12 protein-coding genes, 1 tRNA gene, 1 pseudogene and 1 riboswitch are annotated in these 18,502 nt (G+C 73.9%); of the genes and pseudogenes, 11 read left to right on the forward strand and 3 right to left on the reverse strand.

Translation table 11 applies throughout. The annotated features are described in order from the left end of the window. Nucleotides 1-104: 104 nt before the first annotated feature. The 4 genes and pseudogenes from ABT015_RS20880 to ABT015_RS20895 all read left to right on the forward strand — a co-directional run bounded on the left by ABT015_RS20880 (nt 105) and on the right by ABT015_RS20895 (nt 6,385). On the forward strand, nt 105-1,715 hold the full coding sequence (locus tag ABT015_RS20880; protein ID WP_350881124.1) for a beta-N-acetylhexosaminidase: 1,611 nt from the start codon (nt 105-107) through the stop codon (nt 1,713-1,715). Between the two features lie 310 nt (nt 1,716-2,025). Next, nucleotides 2,026-2,892, forward strand: coding sequence for an FAD binding domain-containing protein (locus ABT015_RS20885; RefSeq protein WP_350881261.1), 867 nt, complete (start codon nt 2,026-2,028; stop codon nt 2,890-2,892). Between the two features lie 71 nt (nt 2,893-2,963). Further along, a pseudogene (locus ABT015_RS20890) lies at nt 2,964-3,408 on the forward strand ((2Fe-2S)-binding protein); the annotation flags it as partial. 649 nt (nt 3,409-4,057) lie between these two features. Beyond that, nucleotides 4,058-6,385 (forward strand): xanthine dehydrogenase family protein molybdopterin-binding subunit, encoded by a 2,328-nt coding sequence (locus ABT015_RS20895; RefSeq protein ID WP_079135849.1) that lies wholly within the window; start codon nt 4,058-4,060, stop codon nt 6,383-6,385. A 96-nt stretch (nt 6,386-6,481) separates the two neighbouring features. Here ABT015_RS20895 and ABT015_RS20900 read toward each other — a convergent pair. Next, nucleotides 6,482-6,553: transfer RNA gene (locus ABT015_RS20900), tRNA-Cys, on the reverse strand. Between the two features lie 84 nt (nt 6,554-6,637). Further along, nucleotides 6,638-6,703, forward strand: a riboswitch (guanidine-III (ykkC-III) riboswitch). 43 nt (nt 6,704-6,746) lie between these two features. On the opposite strand from ABT015_RS20900, the gene ABT015_RS20905 reads away from it, so the two are divergent. Further along, nucleotides 6,747-7,061, forward strand: coding sequence for a DMT family transporter (locus ABT015_RS20905; protein ID WP_350881126.1), 315 nt, complete (start codon nt 6,747-6,749; stop codon nt 7,059-7,061). A 106-nt stretch (nt 7,062-7,167) separates the two neighbouring features. Next, entirely contained in the window at nt 7,168-8,625 is a 1,458-nt protein-coding gene (locus ABT015_RS20910) for an MFS transporter (RefSeq protein WP_350881128.1), read from the forward strand. A 3-nt stretch (nt 8,626-8,628) separates the two neighbouring features. Here ABT015_RS20910 and ABT015_RS20915 read toward each other — a convergent pair whose 3' ends face one another. Then, entirely contained in the window at nt 8,629-9,915 is a 1,287-nt protein-coding gene (locus tag ABT015_RS20915) for a polysaccharide deacetylase family protein (protein WP_350881130.1), read from the reverse strand. A 404-nt stretch (nt 9,916-10,319) separates the two neighbouring features. Between ABT015_RS20915 and ABT015_RS20920 the strand changes: the two genes are divergently transcribed. Genes ABT015_RS20920 through ABT015_RS20930 form a run of 3 tightly spaced genes read left to right on the forward strand, consistent with a single transcriptional unit; the run spans nt 10,320 to nt 14,814 of the window. After that, on the forward strand, nt 10,320-10,964 hold the full coding sequence (locus ABT015_RS20920; protein WP_350881132.1) for a class F sortase: 645 nt from the start codon (nt 10,320-10,322) through the stop codon (nt 10,962-10,964). Beyond that, complete coding sequence (locus tag ABT015_RS20925; protein WP_350881134.1) at nt 10,961-12,277, forward strand: alpha/beta hydrolase; 1,317 nt, start codon at nt 10,961-10,963, stop codon at nt 12,275-12,277. Before ABT015_RS20920 ends, ABT015_RS20925 begins: the two co-directional genes overlap by 4 nt. Further along, the gene (locus tag ABT015_RS20930) at nt 12,274-14,814 is read left to right on the forward strand and encodes a phosphatidylglycerol lysyltransferase domain-containing protein (RefSeq protein ID WP_350881136.1); all 2,541 of its coding nucleotides are present in this window, start codon (nt 12,274-12,276) and stop codon (nt 14,812-14,814) included. The genes ABT015_RS20925 and ABT015_RS20930 overlap by 4 nt, the downstream gene beginning before the upstream one ends. Nucleotides 14,815-14,881: 67 nt before the next feature. On the opposite strand, the gene ABT015_RS20935 is transcribed toward ABT015_RS20930, so the two are convergent. Next, nucleotides 14,882-15,322, reverse strand: a complete 441-nt coding sequence (locus ABT015_RS20935) for an SsgA family sporulation/cell division regulator (protein ID WP_350881138.1) — start codon at nt 15,320-15,322, stop codon at nt 14,882-14,884. Between the two features lie 310 nt (nt 15,323-15,632). Between ABT015_RS20935 and ABT015_RS20940 the strand changes: the two genes are divergently transcribed. Continuing rightward, nucleotides 15,633-17,465 carry a DEAD/DEAH box helicase gene (locus ABT015_RS20940; protein ID WP_350881263.1) on the forward strand — a complete coding sequence of 611 codons (1,833 nt, stop codon included), beginning with the start codon at nt 15,633-15,635 and terminating at the stop codon, nt 17,463-17,465. 381 nt (nt 17,466-17,846) lie between these two features. Continuing rightward, the gene (locus ABT015_RS20945; protein WP_350881140.1) at nt 17,847-18,497 is read left to right on the forward strand and encodes an IclR family transcriptional regulator; all 651 of its coding nucleotides are present in this window, start codon (nt 17,847-17,849) and stop codon (nt 18,495-18,497) included. The last annotated feature ends 5 nt before the right edge of the window (nt 18,498-18,502 follow it).

The raw sequence follows: 18,502 nt of genomic DNA on the forward strand, positions 1-18,502 counted from the left end.
GCCGTTGTGCACGGTGTCGCCGTTGTGCACAGCGCCGTTTTGCATAGTGCCGCGTTTCCGAAGTGGTCTATGCCAGTCGTCCGGGGCGGGGGCAGGATGTCGGAATGGACCTCATTCCCGTGCCTTCGAGTGCCGTCCGCCGCCCGGACGAGGACTTCCCCCTCGACGACGCCACCACGCTGACCGCCCCGCCCGGGCTGGCCGACGCCGAGCGGTGGCTGCGCACCGCGCTGTCCTCGGCCACCGGGCTGCCGCTCGGCCCGGGCCGGCCGGGCACGGGCATCGAACTGGTCGAGGACGACGCGCTGGCCGCCGAGGCGTACCGGATCACGGTGCGCCCCGGCCACGCCCTGATAGCCGCGGGCGGGCCGGCCGGTGCGCTGTGGGGCGCGCAGACCCTGCGGCAGCTGCTCGGCCCGGACGCCTTCCGCCGTTCCCCGCTTCGCGGCACCGGCTGGGTGCTGCCCGGCGCGGACATCGAGGACGCCCCCCGGTTCGGCTGGCGCGGTGCGCTGCTCGACGTCGCCCGGCACTTCCTGCCCAAGGCGGACGTGCTGCGCTTCGTCGACCTGCTGGCCGCGCACAAGCTCAACGTGCTGCACCTGCACCTGACCGACGACCAGGGCTGGCGGGTGGAGATCAAGCGCTACCCCGGCCTGACCGAGCGCGGCGCCTGGCGGGACCGCTCGATGGTCGGCTACCGGGCCGGCCAGCGCCGCGACGACCGCCCGCACGGCGGCTACTACACCCAGGACGACCTGCGCGAGATCGTCGCCTACGCGGCCGCGCGCGGCGTCACCGTCGTCCCGGAGGTCGACCTGCCCGGGCACACCCAGGCCGCCGTCGCGGCCTACCCCGAGCTGGGCAACACCGACGTGGTGGACACCTCGGCGCTCGGCGTCTGGACGGACTGGGGCGTCAGCCACAACGTGCTCAACGCCTCCGAGGACACCCTGCGCTTCTTCGAGGGCGTGCTGGAGGAGGTCCTGGAACTCTTCCCGTCCGAGTTCATCCACCTCGGCGGCGACGAGTGCCCCAAGGAGCAGTGGAAGGACAGCGCGGCCGCCCAGGCACGGATCCGCGAGCTCGGCCTGGCCAACGAGGACGAGCTGCAGAGCTTCGTGATCCGGCACTTCGACCGCTGGCTGGCCGAGCGCGGCCGACGGCTGATCGGCTGGGACGAGATCCTGGAGGGCGGGCTCGCCCCGGGCGCCGCCGTCTCCTCCTGGCGCGGGTTCGGCGGCGGGATCGCCGCGGCCAAGGCCGGGCACGACGTGGTGATGTGCCCCGAGCAGCACGTCTACTTCGACCACCGGCAGGCCGACGGCCCGGACGAGCCGATCCCGGTCGGCTTCGTGCGCACGCTGGAGGACGTGTACCGCTTCGAGCCGGTGCCCGGGCAGCTGGACGAGACCGCCGCCCGGCACGTGATCGGCACCCAGGCCAACCTGTGGAGCGAGTTCATGGACAGCGCCCGGGACATCGACTACCGGGCCTTCCCCCGGTTGGTGGCCTTCGCCGAGGTCGCCTGGTCCGACCTGCCCACCGATCCGGCCGAGCGCGACTACGCCGGCTTCCAGGACCGGCTGGAGACGCACCTGAAGGTGCTGGACGCGCTCGGCGTGGAGTACCGCCCGGCGGACGGCCCGCACCCCTGGCAGCGCTGGCCCGGGGTGGCCGGCCGACCGATCGAGGGCCCGCCGCCGGTGCGCTGAGCGCGACGGACTCGCCCCTGCGGGAACTTCTGAGTGGTCATCTGACGTCAAGAACAGATGAACATCTGCCCTGGTCCGGTTCGGACCGGGGCAGATACCGCCCGGTATCCGTCCCAATCGGGCAGTCCCGTTCACCTGCCCCGAAATGATCATCGAGCATTGTGTGCCAGAGTTGCCCAACCCGGCCCGATCGCCCGTACCCTACGGGCCAGGCCGGGCTGCTGACGCGGACACCACGGCCGAAGGCCGCGGGCGGCAGCCGATCGATGAGCAAGTGGAGCACGGTGGGACCCAGGTGAACCGGACGATCATGCTGCCGGCCTCCCTCGACGAGGCCGTCGACGCGCTGGCCGCCACCCCGGCCGCGGTACCGGTGGCCGGAGCCACCGACCTGATGGAAGCCGTCAACGCCGGACGGCTACGCCCCGCCGCCCTGGTCGGCCTCGGCCGGATCACCGAACTGCGCGGCTGGCGCTACGAGGACGGCGGCACCGCCGTCCTCGGCGCCGGACTCACCCACGCCCGGATGGACCGCCCCGACTTCGCCGCGCTCATCCCCGCGCTCGCGGACGCCGCGCGCACCGCCGGCCCGCCGCAGGTCCGCAACGTCGGCACCCTCGGCGGCAACATCGTCACCGCCGCCCCGGCCGGCGACACCCTCCCGGTGCTCACCGCCCTGGAGGCCAGCGTCACCCTCGCCCGGGCCGGCGCCAGCCGCGAGGTGCCGGTCAGTCACCTGCTCACCGGCCTCGACCCGGTGCGCCCCGGCGAACTCCTCACCTGGGTGCGCGTCCCGCTGCTGCACGCCCCGCAGGTCTTCCTCAAGGCCACCGGCCGCAGCGGCCCGGCCCGTGCCACCGCCTCCGTCGCTCTGGTCCTCGACCCCGCCCGGCGCGCCGTGCGCTGCGCGGTCGGCGCCGTCGCACCGGTGCCGCTGCGCCCGCTGGAGGCCGAGGCCTGGGTCGCCGGCTGCATCGACTGGGACGGCAGCCGGGAGATCGACCCGGCCGCGACCGCCGCCTTCGGCGAGTACGTGGCCACCGCCTGCGTCCCCGACGGCTACGGCGCCGAAGGCGCCTGGGAGGCCGTGACCGAGGGGCCGAGCGCGGCCGCCGTTCGGCTGCGGCGTACCGTATCGGTGCTGGCCCGACGGGCACTGGGAAGGGCGCTGAAGTGACCACAGACCCCATCGAGACCCTCGACGCCGACCCGCTCGGCCTCACCCCGCAGGTCAGCCGCGAGCTGCGCCCGTGCGCCTCGTACACCTTGCGGGTCAACGGTTTCGAACGGCCCGTCACCGACGCCTGGATCGGCGAGAGCCTGCTCTACGTGCTGCGCGAGCGGCTCGGCCTGGCCGGCGCCAAGGACGGCTGCGAGCAGGGCGAGTGCGGGGCCTGCTCGGTGCAGGTGGACGGCCAGCTGGTGGCCGGCTGCCTGGTGCCCGCCGCGCTGGCCGCCGACAGCGAGATCAACACCGTCGAGGGCCTGTCGGCCGCCGGCGGCGCGAGCGACGTCCAGCAGGCGCTGGCCGAGTCCGGCGCGGTGCAGTGCGGCTACTGCACCCCCGGCATGGCGATGGCGGTGCACGACCTGCTCCAGCGCAACCACCGCCCGACCGAGGTCGAGGCCCGCCAGGCGCTCTGCGGCAACCTCTGCCGCTGCACCGGCTACCGCGGCGTGCTGGCCGCCGTCCAGAGCATCGCCGACGCGCGCGCCGAGGACGTCGAGGAGGCGGAGGAGGCGGCCTCTCCGGCCGCCGCCCAGACCGCCGCCCCGGCCGCGGGACAGCCCGCGGGACAGCCCGCCAGGGATGGGGAAACGGCCGCCGGACCGGAGCCGGCCGCCGAACCGCCGGTCTACGCCGACGCCGACGCCTGGATCGAGCACGTCCCGCAGCCGCCCGCCGAGCAGCCCCCGGCCGGCACCGACCAGCCGTACGGCGACGGCCAGGGCGGCTACGACACCGGCGTGTACGACACCGCCGTCCTGACGCCGGTCCAGGGCATCCCCGCCCAGACCGCCGACGACCAGGTGTACTACCCGCCCCAGGGCTACCCCGAGCAGCCGTACCAGGGCACCCCCGCCCACGGCACCTACGTGCCCGGCGGCTACCCGCAGCACAACGGCTACGACGCCGGGTACGACGCCCCGGTCTACGAACCCACCCCCGCGCACGGCACGCCGCTGCCCGGGGCCGCCTTCGACGGCACGCCCCCGCACGGCACGCCGTACGTCGCCACGCCCCCGCACGGCGCTCCGGCCGGCGGCACCGCCCCGGCCGGCGTCCCGTACGGCGCCACCCCCGCCCACGGCATCCGGCTCACCGAGGACGACCACGCATCATGACGTCGCCTACCGACATCGGCGCAGCACTCCAGCAGGACGGCGGCGAGGGCGGCGCACCGGAGCCGTTCGGCCTGGGCAGCTCACCGCTGCGCAGCGACGCGTTGCCCAAGGCGCTCGGCATCTACCCGTACGCGGCCGACCTGTGGGCCGAGGGGCTGCTCTGGGGCGCGGTGCTGCGCTCGCCGCACCCGCACGCCCGGATCAGGGGCATCGACACCGCGGCCGCGCTCGCGCTGCCCGGCGTGCACGCCGTGGTCACCGCCGCCGACCTGCCGCCCGGCCCGGACGGCACCCCGGACGGCGCCCCGGCCGGCCCGATCGTCGCCGACCGGCCGGTGCTGGCCGCGGGCGTGGTGCGCCACCACGGCGAGCCGATCGCCGCGGTGGCCGCCGACCACCCGGACACCGCCCGGCTGGCGGTCGGTCTGATCGCGGTCGACTACGAGCCGCTGGAGGCCGTCACCGACCCCGAGCAGGCCTTCACCGCCCCGTCGCTGCACCCGGACGGCAACCTGTTCCGCCACCTGCCGCTGCGCACCGGGGACCCGGACGCGGCCGGCGAGATCATCATCGAGGGCCTCTACCAGGTCGGCCGTCAGGACCCGGCCCCGCTCGGCGCCGAGGCCGGGCTGGCCGTGCCGCGCCCGGACGGCGGCGTCGAACTGCACCTGTCCTCCACCGACCCGCACGGCGACCGCGACCGCACCGCCGCCTGCCTCGGCCTGGAGCCCGACCGGGTCCGACTGGTGGTCACCGGCGTGCCCGGGGCCACCACCGACCGCGAGGACCTCTCCTTCCAGGTCACCCTGGCGCTGCTGGCGCTGCGCACCGGCCGCCCGGTGAAGATGACCCTCACCCGCGAGGAGTCCTTCCACACCCACCCCTCGCGCCACCCCGCGCTGCTGCGCTACCGCCACCACGCCGACGCCGAGGGCACCCTGGTGAAGGTCGAGGCGCAGATCCTGCTGGACGGCGGCGCGTACGCGGACGTCTCCGCCGAGGCGCTGGCCGCCGCCACCGCGTTCTCGGTCGGCCCGTACGTCTGCCCGAACGTCTTCGTGGACGCCTGGGCGGTGCGCACCAACAACCCGCCGGCCGGGCGTATGCGCGGCGAGGGCGCGTTGCAGGCCTGCTTCGCCTACGAGTCGCAGCTGGACCAGCTGGCCGCCCGGATCGGCGTGGACCCGGTGGAGATCCGCCGCCGCAACGCGATGGCCACCGGCGACCCGATGCCCACCGGACAGGCCGTCACCTGCCCGGCGCCGGTCGGCGCGCTGCTGGAGGCCGTCGCGGCCGAGCCGCTGCCGGCCCTGCCGGTGGACGACCCGGACGCCGAGTGGCTGCTGCCGGGCGGGCCCGGTGGCGCCGGTGACCCGGCGGCGGTGCGGCGCGGGATCGGCTACGCCGTCGGCATGGTGCACATGCTCGGCGCCGAGGGCGAGGACGAGGTCTCCACCGCCACCGTGCGGGTCAGCGGCGACCACGCCACGGTGATCTGCGCGGCCGTCGACTCCGGACAGGGCTTCGCCACGCTGGCCCGGCAGATCGTGCAGACCGTGCTGGGCGTCAGCGAGGTGTACATCGCGCCGGCCGACAGCGACCAGTCCATCGCCGGTCCCTCCGCCCGCGGCCGGCACACCTGGGTCTCCGGCGGCGCCGTCGAGCGCGCCGCGCTGATGGTCCGCCACCAGCTGCTCCAGCCGATCGCCGCCAACTTCGGGATGTCGGTGGAACTGCTGCAGATCGCCGACGGCAAGATCACTTCGTACGACGGGGTGCTCGGCATGCCGGTCGCCGAGGCGTTGGAGGGCAAGGAGCTCTGGGCGACGGCCCAGTGCCGCCCGCACCCCACCGAGCCGCTGGACGAGTCCGGGCAGGGCGACGCCTTCGTGTCGATCGCGTTCTGCGCGATGCGCGCGGTGGTGGACGTGGACATCGAGCTGGGCGCCGTCCGGGTGGTCGAGATGACGGTCGCCCAGGACGTCGGCCGGGCGCTGAACCCGCGGCAGATCGAGGACCGGATCGAGGCGGGCGTGGCCCAGGGAGTCGGCCTGGCGCTGCTGGAGGACCTGCGCACGGAGGGCGGCGTGCTGCTGAACCCCTCGCTCACCGGCTACCGGCTGCCCACCGCGCTGGACACCCCGCAGGTGCGGATCGCCGCCCTGCTGGAGGAGCGGGATGTGGTCGCCACCTTCGGGGCCAAGGCGGTCAGCGCCGCCCCCGCGGTGGTCGCCCCGGCGGCCGTGGCCGCCGCCGTCCGGGCGGCCACCGGGCTGCCGGTCGGCCGGCTGCCGATCCGGCCGGAGGACGCGGTCGCGGTCTGACGGCGGGGGGCGGCGGCTTCGGCCGACCGCCCCGGAAATACCGGAAACGGGAATTGCCGGTCGACGGAATGTCGACCGGCAATTCCATTTCCGGCGAGGCCATGACGGGAATCGAACCCGTGTACACCGCTTTGCAGACGGTTCCCTAAGCCACTCGGGCACACGGCCAGTGAATTCATAGTGGCGGAATGCGCGGGGGCCGTCAACGGCGGAATGTAAATTCTGCATGGCGGCTTGTGCTACGGTCGGAACCAGGTGGTCGGTGCCCGGCCACCCCGGACGAGCGCGTCGTACCCGGTGACGACAAGACGGCGCAGTTCAGCGGCAATCCGGCCGCTGTGGACTGCGGAGGTAGGCCGTCATGGCATGGCTCGTCCTGATCATCTCGGGTGTCCTGGAGACCGTGTGGGCGGTGGCCCTGGAGTCGTCCAAGGGCTTTTCCCGACTCACCCCCAGCCTCGTCTTCGGTGTGGCCCTGCTGCTGAGCATGGGCGGCCTGGCGTACGCGATGCGCACCATTCCGATCGGTACCGGCTACGCGGTCTGGGTCGGCATCGGCGCGGTCGGCACCGCGCTCTACGGCATGGCCGTCCTGGGGGACGCGGTGACGGCGGCCCGGATCGGCTGCCTGTTGCTCATCGTCTCCGGCGTGGTCGGCCTGAAGGTGCTCCACTGACCGCCGCCTGAGCTTCCCCCTGACCCTGGTCCTAAGCCCTGCGGACTAGCTGATCACCGACTCGGGTCAGGGGTCATGAAGGCAGACGGCCCTTACGATGTTACGTATGACCACTGCCTCCCCCACCTCGGTCGACTCCGCCTCGATACCCTCCGAACCCGACCCCGGTGGCGGGGTCCTCAGCGGCCGCTACCGCGCTCTGACCCTGGGGATCGTGTCGGTGGTCCTGGTGATCGCCTTCGAGGCGACCGCCGTCAACACCGCGATGCCGACCGCGGCCCGCCAGCTGAACGGCATCGGGCTGTACGCCTTCGCCTTCTCCGGCTACTTCACCACCACGCTGTTCGCGCTGGTCGTCTCCGGACAGTGGTGCGACCGGCGCGGCCCGATGCAGCCGCTGTTCACCGGCATCGCGGTGTTCGGTGTGGGCCTGGTGGTGGCCGGGACGGCGCCGGGCATGTGGGTGTTCGTGGCCGGGCGGGCGATCCAGGGCCTGGGCGGCGGGCTGGTGATCGTCGCGCTGTACGTGGTGGTCGGCCGGGCCTTCCCGGAGCGGCTGCGGCCGGCGGTGTTCGCGGCCTTCTCCTCGGCCTGGGTGCTGCCCTCGATCATCGGGCCGCTGGTCTCCGGCGCGATCACCCAGCACCTCGGCTGGCGCTGGGTGTTCCTGGCCGTGCCGGTGCTGATCCTGCTGCCGCTGGCCGTGATGGGCCCCGCGCTGGCCCGCTCCGAGCGGGAGCACCCGGTGGCCAGGGGCGCGGACTTCGACCGCCGGCGCACCCTGCTGGCCGCGATGGCGGCGCTCGGTGCCGGCCTGCTGCAGTACGCGGGCGGGCGGCACGACCTGATCGGGCTGCTCCCCGGGGTCGTCGGGGCGGCGCTGCTGGTGCCGGCCGTCCTGGGGCTGCTGCCCCAGCGGACCCTGCGGGCCGGGCGGGGGCTGCCGGCGGTGATCCTGCTGCGCGGACTGGCGGCCGGGGCGTTCCTCGGGGCCGAGGCCTTCGTCCCGCTGATGATGACCACCGAGCGCGGCCTCTCGCCGACGATGTCGGGGCTCACCCTGACCAGCGGCGGGCTCACCTGGGCGCTGGGCTCGTGGCTGCAGGGGCGGCCGGGGGCCGAGCGCTACCGCGAGGCGATGATCCGGGGCGGGTTCGTGCTGACCGCGGTGGCGATCGCGGGCGCCGCGCTGGTGCTGGTTCCGGCGGTGCCGGCCTGGGTGGCGGCGGTGGCCTGGGGCGTCGGCGGCATCGGGATGGGACTGACGGTCGCGAGCGTCAGCGTGCTGATGATGAAGCTCTCCGCGCCGGAGGACGCCGGGGTGAACTCGGCGGCCCTGCAGATGAGCGACGCGCTGGGCAACGTCCTGCTGACGGGCCTGGCGGGGGTGATGTTCGCGGTGCTGGGCGGCGGCTCGCTCGCCGCCGCCCACGAGGGCGCCGGGGCCACCGCCTCATCCGGGGCCGCCGGCTCGCCCGTGGCGTTCGCGGTGATCCTGCTGGCCATGGCCGGCGTGGCGCTGCTGGGGGCGCTGCTCGCCGGCCGGGTCCGGGCCAGGTCCTGAGGGTCAGCCGGCAGCGGCGGCGGAGGGCACCGGCGGTGCCCCGGGGGTGCCGAGGAAGGCCTCCCAGCCGCCGGTCGGCGCCTGGCCCGGGGCGAGGCCCTGGAGCTTGCGCAGGACCGCCTGGTCCTGGGCGTCCAGCCAGTCCACCAGTTGGCGGAACGAGACCAGCCGGACCTCCGGCTTGTCCGCGATCGTCCGGAGCGCGTCCTCGACGGCGTTCATGTAGATGCCGCCGTTCCACTCCTCGAAGTGGTTGCCGATGACGTACGGCGCCCGGTTGCCGTTGTAGGTGCGGTCGAATCCCAGCAGGTAGGAGTCGCGGGCCTGGGCCTGGAAGCCCGGGTAGAGCGCCGGATCGGCCTTGGTGTTGGGGCCGCACTGGTTGTACATGATGTTGTAGTCCATCGACAGCACCTGGAAGGTGTGCCCGGGGAAGGGGATGGACTGCAGCGGGAGGTCCCAGAGCGCGCCGCCCTGGATCTTCTGCGGCCACACCTGGGTGCCGTTGCCGCTGCTGTCGTAGCGCCAGCCGCGCTTGACCGCGGTGGGCAGCAGGTTGCGCTGGCCCTCCAGGCAGGGCGTGCGGCTGCCGATCAGCTCCCTGCGGTAGTCGAAGGGCAGCGCCGGCAGGTCGGTGAAGCCGGTGTTGGTGCGCCAGTTCGTCACGAAGTCCATGGCCTGCTGGATCTCGCTGTCCCACTCCTCCGGGGACCACCTGCCGACGCCGGTGTCGCCGCAGAAGTGGCCGTTGAAGTGGGTGCCGATCTCGTGGCCCTCCAGCCAGGCCGCGTGCACGTTCTCCAGGGTGTCGTGGATGTGCTGGTCGGTGAGGTAGCCGATCTCGGAGGCGCCGACCTTGTGCTGCGGGGGGCGGTAGAGGTCCTTCTTGGACTCGGGCAGCAGGTAGAGGCCGCTGAGGAAGAAGGTCATCGAGGCGTTGTGCTCCTGCGCCAGCCGGCGGAAGCGGGCGAACAGGCCGTTGTCGAGTTCGCCGGCGCCGTCCCAGGAGAAGACCACGAACTGCGGTGGCCGTTCGCCGGCCTTGAGCCGCTCGGGGGTGGGCTGGTGGGGCTGGGCCCCGGTGTCGGAGGTGGAGCCGTCGCCGATCAGGACGGCCTGCTGCTCGGTGGCGTCGGTGGGGTCGGGACTCTGGTCGACGGCCGCGCTGCTGGGGGGAACGGCCGAACCGATCATCGGCTTGTCGGCGCTGTTGCTTCCGCAGCCGGTCGCCAGGGTGGCGGCGGAGGCCGCACCGGCGGCCAGCAGGGTGCGGCGTGAGAGAGCGGCCATGGTCACTCCGTTCATGAGGCGTTCGGCAGGCGTTCAGGCGTGCGGAAATCCGGTCGGACAAGTGGGGTGATAGAACCCGTGACCGGGTCAGCATGGCAGCCGGGCTCGAACGGTCGGCGAGGCGCCACCGGCGGTCGGCATCGATCGCCCGATTGACGCAACCGGACCGGCCCCCCGCGCCGTCGAAGCTCGTACCGAGGCGTTCCGGTGGCGCCGTCACCTGGGAAACGGCCGTCGCTTTCCGTCACCGGATGCCCACGGGGAGCGCGGATTCGGGCGGTTGCCCTGCCGATCGGGGGGTGTCATTACGCCCATCGTGTGGACGTGCTTTAAGGTCCGATCCGATTGAATTGTTTCCCAGGAAACTCCCAGGATCGGGAATCCGTCGGTAGAGGGGAGCGCCCGTGGGCGTCCAGCAGAGCAGGAGCCCGTGGCCGGGCACCCTGGCGGCCGGTGCCGCGCTGGTGCTCGGCGCCTGGCTGCTGCACGACGGCGGGCAGGGCGCGCTGCCGCCCGCCCCCGGCGGCACCCAGACGCTGTCCGGCTTCGCCCCGGTCTCCGTCGTCCCGCCGCTGGGCCCGTCCGACCCCACCCGCATCCGCATCCCGGCCGTCCGGCTGGACGCCCCGGTCACCGCGCTCGGGCTCGACCCCGACGGCCACCTCCAGGCCCCGCCGGAGGCGGACCGCAACCTGGCGGGCTGGTACCGCGGCGGGGCCAGCCCCGGGCAGCGCGGCACCGCCATCCTGGACGGGCACGTCGACAACAAGGCCGGCCCGGCCGTCTTCTACAACCTGGGGGCGCTCCGGCGCGGAGACCGGATCGAGATCGCCCGCGCGGACGGCGCCGTCGCCGTCTACCAGCTGTACGCCATCGAAGTGCACGACCGAAAGGACTTCCCGGACGACCGGGTCTACCGCCAGGCCGCCGACGCTCAGCTGCGGGTCATCACCTGCGGCGGCGCGTACAGCGCCGAGCACGGCTACGAGGGCAACGTCGTCGCCTACGGCTTCCTGGCCGACACCACCCGGCCGGGCAAAGCCGCATGACCACGCTGACCCTCGCCACCCGCTGGAACCCGATCGACTGGCCGCTCACCCACGGCCCGATCCCGTACGCCGTGCTCGCCGCGGGCTGGGGGTCGCTGGTCCTGCTCGCGTTCTCCCGCCACGAACGCTGGCGGGCGCCGCGCCTCTTCGGCGCCCTGATGCTGGCCGGAACGCTCACCGCCCTGGTGAAGCTCGGCGTCGACGGCTGGTGGCACCCCTTCCCGGAGGGAACCCCGGACTTCGTCCTGCGCTGGATAGCCGTCGCGCTGTTCGCGATATCCCTGGTCTGCTTCCGCGCGCCGCTGCTCGCCGTCCGCCGCCGGCTGCTGGCGACCGGCGCCGCCGTCCTGGTGCTGCTGATGGCCGCCTCGCAGGTCAACCGGGGCTTCGACCAGTACCCGACCGCCCGGGCCATGCTGGTGCCCGGGGTCCAGGCGCTGACCACGGGCAAGGTGGCCAGCACCGTCGCCGCCACGCCCGGCAAGCCCGTCGAGGAGCTCTGGCACGCGCCGCCCGGCCTGCCCGCGAAGGGCACCCTCTCCACGGTGACCATCCCCGGCACCAAGTCCGGCTTCACGGCCCGCGACGGGTACGTCTACCTGCCGCCCGCCTACCAGGCCAACCCCCGGCCGCTGCTGCCCGTCGTGGTGCTGCTGCCCGGCCAGCCCGGCGCCCCGGTGGACTGGATCACCTCCGGGGCCATCCAGGAGACCCTGGACGCCTTCGCCGCCGACCACCAGGGCCTCGCCCCGATCGTGGTGGTCGCCGACCCCACCGGCAGCCCGTTCACCAACACACTCTGCATGGACTCCCGGATCGCCAAGGCGCACACCTACCTGGCCGATGACGTCCCGGACTGGATCCACCACAACCTGCAGACCGCCACCGGCCGGGGCGCCTTCGCCATCGGCGGGCTCTCGCTCGGCGGCACCTGCTCGCTCCAGCTGGCCGTCAACGCGCCCGGGGTCTACGGCACCTTCCTGGACATCTCCGGCCAGGACGAGCCCACCCTGGGCGAACGCGGCGAGACCGTCGACAAGGCCTTCGGCGGCGACGAGGCCGCGTTCGACGCCGTCGACCCGGTGCACGTCATGGCCCGGCAGAAGTTCCCCGACACCGCAGGCATGTTCGTGGTCGGCGCCAACGACCCGGACTTCCGACCCATGCAGGAGAAGGCCTATGCGGCGGCACAGGCGGCCGGAATGAAGGTCGGCTACCAGACCATCCCCGGCTGGCACAGCTGGGTCGTGTTCCGCCAGGCCTTCGAACAGAACCTGGCCTGGCTCTCCCAGCAGACCGGGCTGATCCGGTGATCCGGCTCCCCGCGGCCCCCGCGCCGGCCAAGGAGCAGGAGTGGCCGTCGGACCGCGCGCCGGTCGCCGGGACGCCGGAGCCGCGCCCGCAGCGGGCCTGGCGGGCGACCCGCACGTTCGGCGTCTGGCTGCGCTCGGCGCCGCTCACCCTGGTGCTGCTGGCCGGGCTCTGGGCGCTCGGCGCGGCCACCGGCAGCCTGGCCCACGGGCCGTCCGAGCGGCTGCTCGACCGGGTCGGGGTCGGCGTGCCCACGCTCGCCGAGGGCCACTGGTGGACGCCGTTCACCTCGCTGTTCTGGTGCTCCGGCCTGGGCTCGTACGTCTTCACCAGCCTGCTGCTGGTCCTGGTCGGCCCGGCCGCCGAGCACCGGCTCGGGTGGCTGCGCACGCTCGCGGTGCTGGTCGGCGGACAGCTGGCGGGCACCCTGCTCGGCACCGGGCTGATCGCGGTCGGCTCCCGGGTCGGCGAGCAGTGGACCGTCTCGGTGGCCGACCAGACCTCGGTCGGCCCCGGCGTCGGCCTGTTCGCGCTGGCCGGGGTGCTCGGCTACCGGCTCACCGTGCTCTGGCGCCGCCGGCTGCACCTGCTGGTGCTGCTCGCCCCGCTGGTCATGACGCTGTACGTGGGCCACCTGCAGAGCGTCCAGCGGTGCGCCGCCGCGTTCGTCGGGCTGGGCGCCGGCGCGCTGCTCGCCCGGGGCGGGCTGCACCTGCGCACCCACCGCTCCTCGCACTCCGAGACCCGGGTGCTGGTGGCGCTCTGCCTGGTCGCCGCCGCCCTCGGGCCGCTGATCGCCTCGCTGTACGACAACGCCAGCGGGCCGTTCAACACCTTCTCCGAGCTGTACTTCTCGCACCGGCTCAGCCCGGAGGAGGTGGCCGACTTCTGCGCGCTGTCGGCGCACGACTGCGCCCGCGCGCACGCCGTCGAGCGGATCTTCGACACCCCGGGCCGGCTGATGGCCGCGCTGTTCCCGGCGCTGCTGCTGGTCCTGGCCGAGGGGCTGCGCCGGGGGCTGCGGTTCGCCTGGCGGATCACCGTCGCCACCGAACTGCTCTGGGCGGCGCTGCTGGGCTGGCTGTACCTCGACTCCGGCCCGGTCAGCGGCGACGTGGTCCAGTACTTCGTCGAGGCGCTGCTGCTGCCGCTGCTCACCCTCGGCCTGCTGCTGGCCACCCGGCAGCGCTTCCGGCTGCGGCTGGCCGGCCGGGCGGTGCTGCGGCTGGGCGCGCTGCTCGGCGGCGCCGCCCTGGCGGCCTCGGCCGCGTACGTGGGGCTCGGGCGCCTCGCGGCCGACCAGTTCGAGCCGGGGGCGAACATCCGCCGGCTGCTGCACGGGCTGCCCGCGCAGTTCCTGCCGCCCGCCTACAACGACCTGCTGCCGGACTACCCGATCGCGGTCGGCCCGGTGGCGCTGTTTCTGGAGACGTACTGCGGGCTGGCCTTCTGGGTCGTCGCGCTGACCACGCTGCTGCTGGCCTTCCGCCGGCCGGTGCTGCACACCGACGCGGAGGCGGCCGCCCGGGCCAGGGCGCTGCTCACCGCGTACGGCGGCGGGACGCTGTCCTTCATCACCACCTGGGACGGCAACCACTACTGGTTCGACGAGGAGGGCCGGGCGGCCGTCGCCTACCGGGTGCACAACACGGTGGCGCTGACCACCGGCGATCCGTTCGGCGCGCCGGAGGCCCGGGCCCGGGCGGTGGCCGGGTTCGCCCGGTTCTGCGACCAGCGCGGCTGGACCCCGTGCTTCTACAGCGTCTCCCCGCAGACCCGGGAGGCCGCCGCGCAGCTCGGCTGGCGCTCGGTGCAGGTCGCCGAGGACACCGTGGTGGCGCTGCCCGAGCTGGCCTTCACCGGCCGCAAGTGGCAGGACATCCGGACCGCGCTGAACAAGGCCGGCAAGCAGGGCATCACCGCCGAGTGGTGGTCCCACCACGAGGCGCCGCGCGCTCTGCGGGACCAGATCCGGGCGATCTCCGAGGAGTGGGTGTCCGAGAAGGGCCTGCCCGAGATGGGCTTCACGCTCGGCGGACTGGAGGAGCTGGACGACCCGGACGTGCGGGTGCTGATCGCGGTGGACGAGCAGCGCGTCGTGCACGGGCTGACCAGCTGGATGCCGGTGTACGAGAACGGCGTGCCGGTCGGCTGGACGCTGGACTTCATGCGCCGGCGCTCGGACGGCTTCCGCGGCGTCAACGAGTTCCTGATCGCCTCGGCCGCGCTGGGCTTCAAGGAGGAGGGCGCGCGCTTCCTGTCGCTGTCCGGCGCGCCGCTGGCCCGTTCCGGGCAGGACGAGGAGCCCTCCGGCCTGCAGCGGATGCTGGACTGGATGGGACGGGTGCTGGAGCCGGTGTACGGCTTCCGCTCGCTGCTCGCGTTCAAGGCGAAGTTCCAGCCGGAGTACCGGCCGATGTACATGGCCTACCCCGACCCCGCCGCGCTGCCGAGCATCACCAGGGCGATCGGCAAGGCGTACCTGCCGCACCTGACGCCGGCGCAGGGCGTCCGGCTGATGCGAAGGCTGTCGGGCTGAGGCGCCCCGGGCCCGGGTGACGGCCGGAAGCGCGGCGGCGCCCCCGGACGCCGGCCCCGCGCGCCGCTCAGCCGAGCAGCTCGGCGAGCGCGCGGTCGGCGTCCAGGTGCAGGTGCTCCTCGCCCTCGGGGACGAGCAGCCGGCTGCGCCACAGGAAGCGGCGCAGGTCGGTGGTGTCGAACTGGAGCAGCGCGGTGCCCTCCGGCGCCCGCAGCTCGACCATGGTGCGCCGGCCGACCGCGGGCCGGACGTGGACGTCGCCGACGCCGGCCGGCAGCTCCAGGCCGGCCGAGAGCAGCTGGCGGGCGAAGACCCAGACGATGTCGTCGGCGCCGTCCGAGCCCGCGCCGCCGTCGGCCGGCTCGTCCAGCGAGAACTCGGCGGGGAAGGCCATCCGGACGGCGAGCGGGTCCTCCGGCAGGTAGCTCAGGAGCACCCGCAGCCGGACGGAGCGGTGGAGCGAGAGGATCAGACGGGCCTGGACGGTCTCTTCGGCGGCGGTGTGCACGGCGAGTCCCTTCGGGTCGGTGTGAGGCCGAGCGACAAGGGGGAGGGTTGGGGCGGCCTCACCCTGGTGAGAGTCCCGGGGCCGGCCATGATTACTCGGTTTCGGAACTGATCGGATGTGATCCGGGTCACGTCGATTTCCGGCCGCCCGGCCCCGGCGCGTCGCCTCGCCTGGCCGCCCCGACGGCGCCGGGCCGGTACGCTGGGCGGGTTGTCCGATCGCCGCCCTTCCGCGGGCCGGGGCTGAGAAACCGCCCCTGACCTGCGATGATCCCCCCTCGGAGACCGTGAGTACTGCCGCCGCCTCCTCGATGCCGCTGTTCTCCGACGTGCCGGAGCCGCAGGCGCCCGCCCGGGGCGCCGGACCCACCGCGTCCGCCGCCTCGCACCACCTCTCGCCGGCCTTCCCCGGCCGCGCCCCCTGGGGCACCGCGGGCAAGCTGCGGGCCTGGCAGCAGGGCGCGCTGGACAGGTACATCGAGACGCAGCCGCGCGACTTCCTCGCGGTCGCCACCCCGGGCGCCGGTAAGACCACCTTCGCGCTCACCCTGGCCTCGTACCTGCTGCACAACCACCTGGTGCAGCAGGTGACCGTCGTCGCGCCGACCGAGCACCTGAAGAAGCAGTGGGCCGAGGCCGCCGCACGCATAGGCATCCGGCTCGATCCGGCCTACTCCTCCGGCCCGCTCTCCCGGGACTACCACGGCATCGTGGTCACCTACGCGGGCGTCGGGGTCAACCCGATGCTGCACCGCAACCGGACCGAGGGGCGCAAGACCCTCGTGATCATGGACGAGATCCACCACGCCGGCGACTCCAAGTCCTGGGGCGAGGCCTGCTTCGAGGCCTTCGAGCCGGCCACCCGCCGGCTGGCGCTGACCGGGACGCCGTTCCGCTCCGACACCAACCCGATCCCGTTCGTCCAGTACGAGGCCGGCGGCGACGGCATCCGCAAGTCCGTCGCCGACTACACCTACGGCTACGGGCACGCGCTCGCCGACCACGTCGTCCGCCCGGTGATCTTCCTCAGCTACAGCGGCAACATGCGCTGGCGCACCAAGTCCGGTGACGAGCTGGAGGCCCGGCTCGGCGAGCCGATGACCAAGGACCTGATCGCCCAGGCCTGGCGCACCGCGCTGGCCCCGCAGGGCGAGTGGATCCCGTCCGTGCTGCAGGCCGCCGACCGGCGGCTGTCCGAGGTCCGCAAGGCGATCCCGGACGCCGGCGGGCTGGTCATCGCCACCGACCAGAACACCGCGCGGGCCTACGCCAAGATCCTGCGCGAGATCTCCGGCGAGAAGGCCACCGTGGTGCTCTCCGACGAGACCGAGGCCTCCCAGCGGATCTCCGACTACGCGGCCGGGGACTCGCGCTGGATGGTCGCGGTCCGGATGGTGTCCGAAGGCGTCGACGTGCCCCGGCTGTGCGTCGGGGTGTACGCCACCTCGATCTCCACCCCGCTGTTCTTCGCCCAGGCCGTCGGCCGCTTCGTGCGAGCCCGCAAGCGCGGCGAGACCGCCTCGGTGTTCCTGCCCACCATCCCGACGCTGCTCGGCTTCGCCAACGAGATGGAGGTCCAGCGCGACCACGTGCTGGACCGGCCGAAGAAGGAGGGCGAGGGCCTCTTCGACGAGGAGGACCGGCTGCTCGCCGAGGCCGAGCGGGCCAACGACGGGCCGGACGGCGCCGGCGGCGACGAGTTCTCCTACGAGGCGATCGGCTCCGACGCGGTCTTCGACCGGGTGCTGTACAACTCCATGGAGTTCGGCATGCAGGCCCACCCGGGGAGCGAGGAGGAGGACGACTACCTCGGCATCCCGGGCCTGCTGGAGCCGGACCAGGTGCAGATGCTGCTGCAGAAGCGCCAGCACCGGCAGATCCAGCGCAGCAAGGGCAAGCCCGCCGAGGAGGCCGACCTGCTGGAGCTGCCGGCCGAGCAGCGGCCGGTCGTCACCCATCAGGAACTCCGGGAGCTGCGCAAGGAGCTGAACGCGCTGGTGGCCGCCTGGCACCACCGCACCGACCAGCCGCACGGCACCGTCCACAACGAGCTGCGCCGCCAGTGCGGCGGCCCGCTGACCGCGCAGGCCACCGCCAACCAGCTGAAGGCGCGGATCGCCAAGATCCGCGAGTGGGCGAAGTAGCCGCGGAACCAGGAGAGGGAACGGTACGGCGCGCGGGAGCGCGCCGGCCGCCCCGCTCCCGCGTGTCCGGACTCCGGAGCGCGGCCGGACCCACGCGCTGACGGGCCCGGAGAAATGCGGGCATTTGTCCCGATTTCTTCGCGCTGTTGAAGTCGATCACGCCCGAATTTTGGACAACCACTTCCGTCACGACATTTCCTTCACTACCTTTCCCCCACGCTCTTCCACCGGGCAACCCCCACAGGACGGGCGCCGCAGGACCGCACGCACGTCAAGGACGACACCGCGAGCGGTCCGAGCGCGGCCACCCCACCTGCGCGCGACACCGAACCCGGTCCGGCGCCGCCTGCCCCCGCGAGCGCCGCGGAAAGGATGCCCGTCGTGACTGCCGAGACCTCCCAGACCCTGGACCGTGGCGTCCGGGTCCTCAAACTCCTCGCCGACTCCGAGCGCGGGCTCACCGTCACCGAGCTGGCCGCCCGACTGGCCGTCAACCGCACCGTCGTCTACCGGCTGCTGGCCACCCTGGAACAGCACGGCCTGGTCCGCCGGGACATCGGCGGCCGCGCCCGGGTCGGCCTGGGCGTCCTGCGCCTGGCCCACCGGGTGCACCCGCTGCTGCGCGAGGCCGCGCTGCCGGCCCTGCGCAGCCTGGCCGAGGACCTCGGCGCCACCGCCCACCTCACCCTGGTGGACGGCAACGAGGCGCTGGCCGTCGCCGTGGTCGAGCCGAGCTGGACCGACTTCCACGTCGCCTACCGCACCGGGCTGCGCCACCCGCTCGGCGAGAGCGCCGCCGGCCGGGCCATCCTGGAGGCGCGCACCTTCCCCAGCCAGCGCCGGCCGGAGCAGGGCTTCGTCATCACCCGTGCGGAGGAGCAGTCCGGGGCCTGCGGCGCGGCCGCCGCGCTGATCGGACTGAGCGGCATCGAGGGCAGCGTCGGCGTGGTGATGCTGAACGGGCTGGTCCCCGAGCGGGTCGGCCCCCGGGTGGTGGAGGCGGCGACCGAGGTGGCCGACGCGCTGCGGTAGGCCGG

Origin of the sequence: Kitasatospora sp. NPDC094016 (assembly GCF_040304045.1) — a bacterium.
GTDB lineage: Bacteria > Actinomycetota > Actinomycetes > Streptomycetales > Streptomycetaceae > Kitasatospora.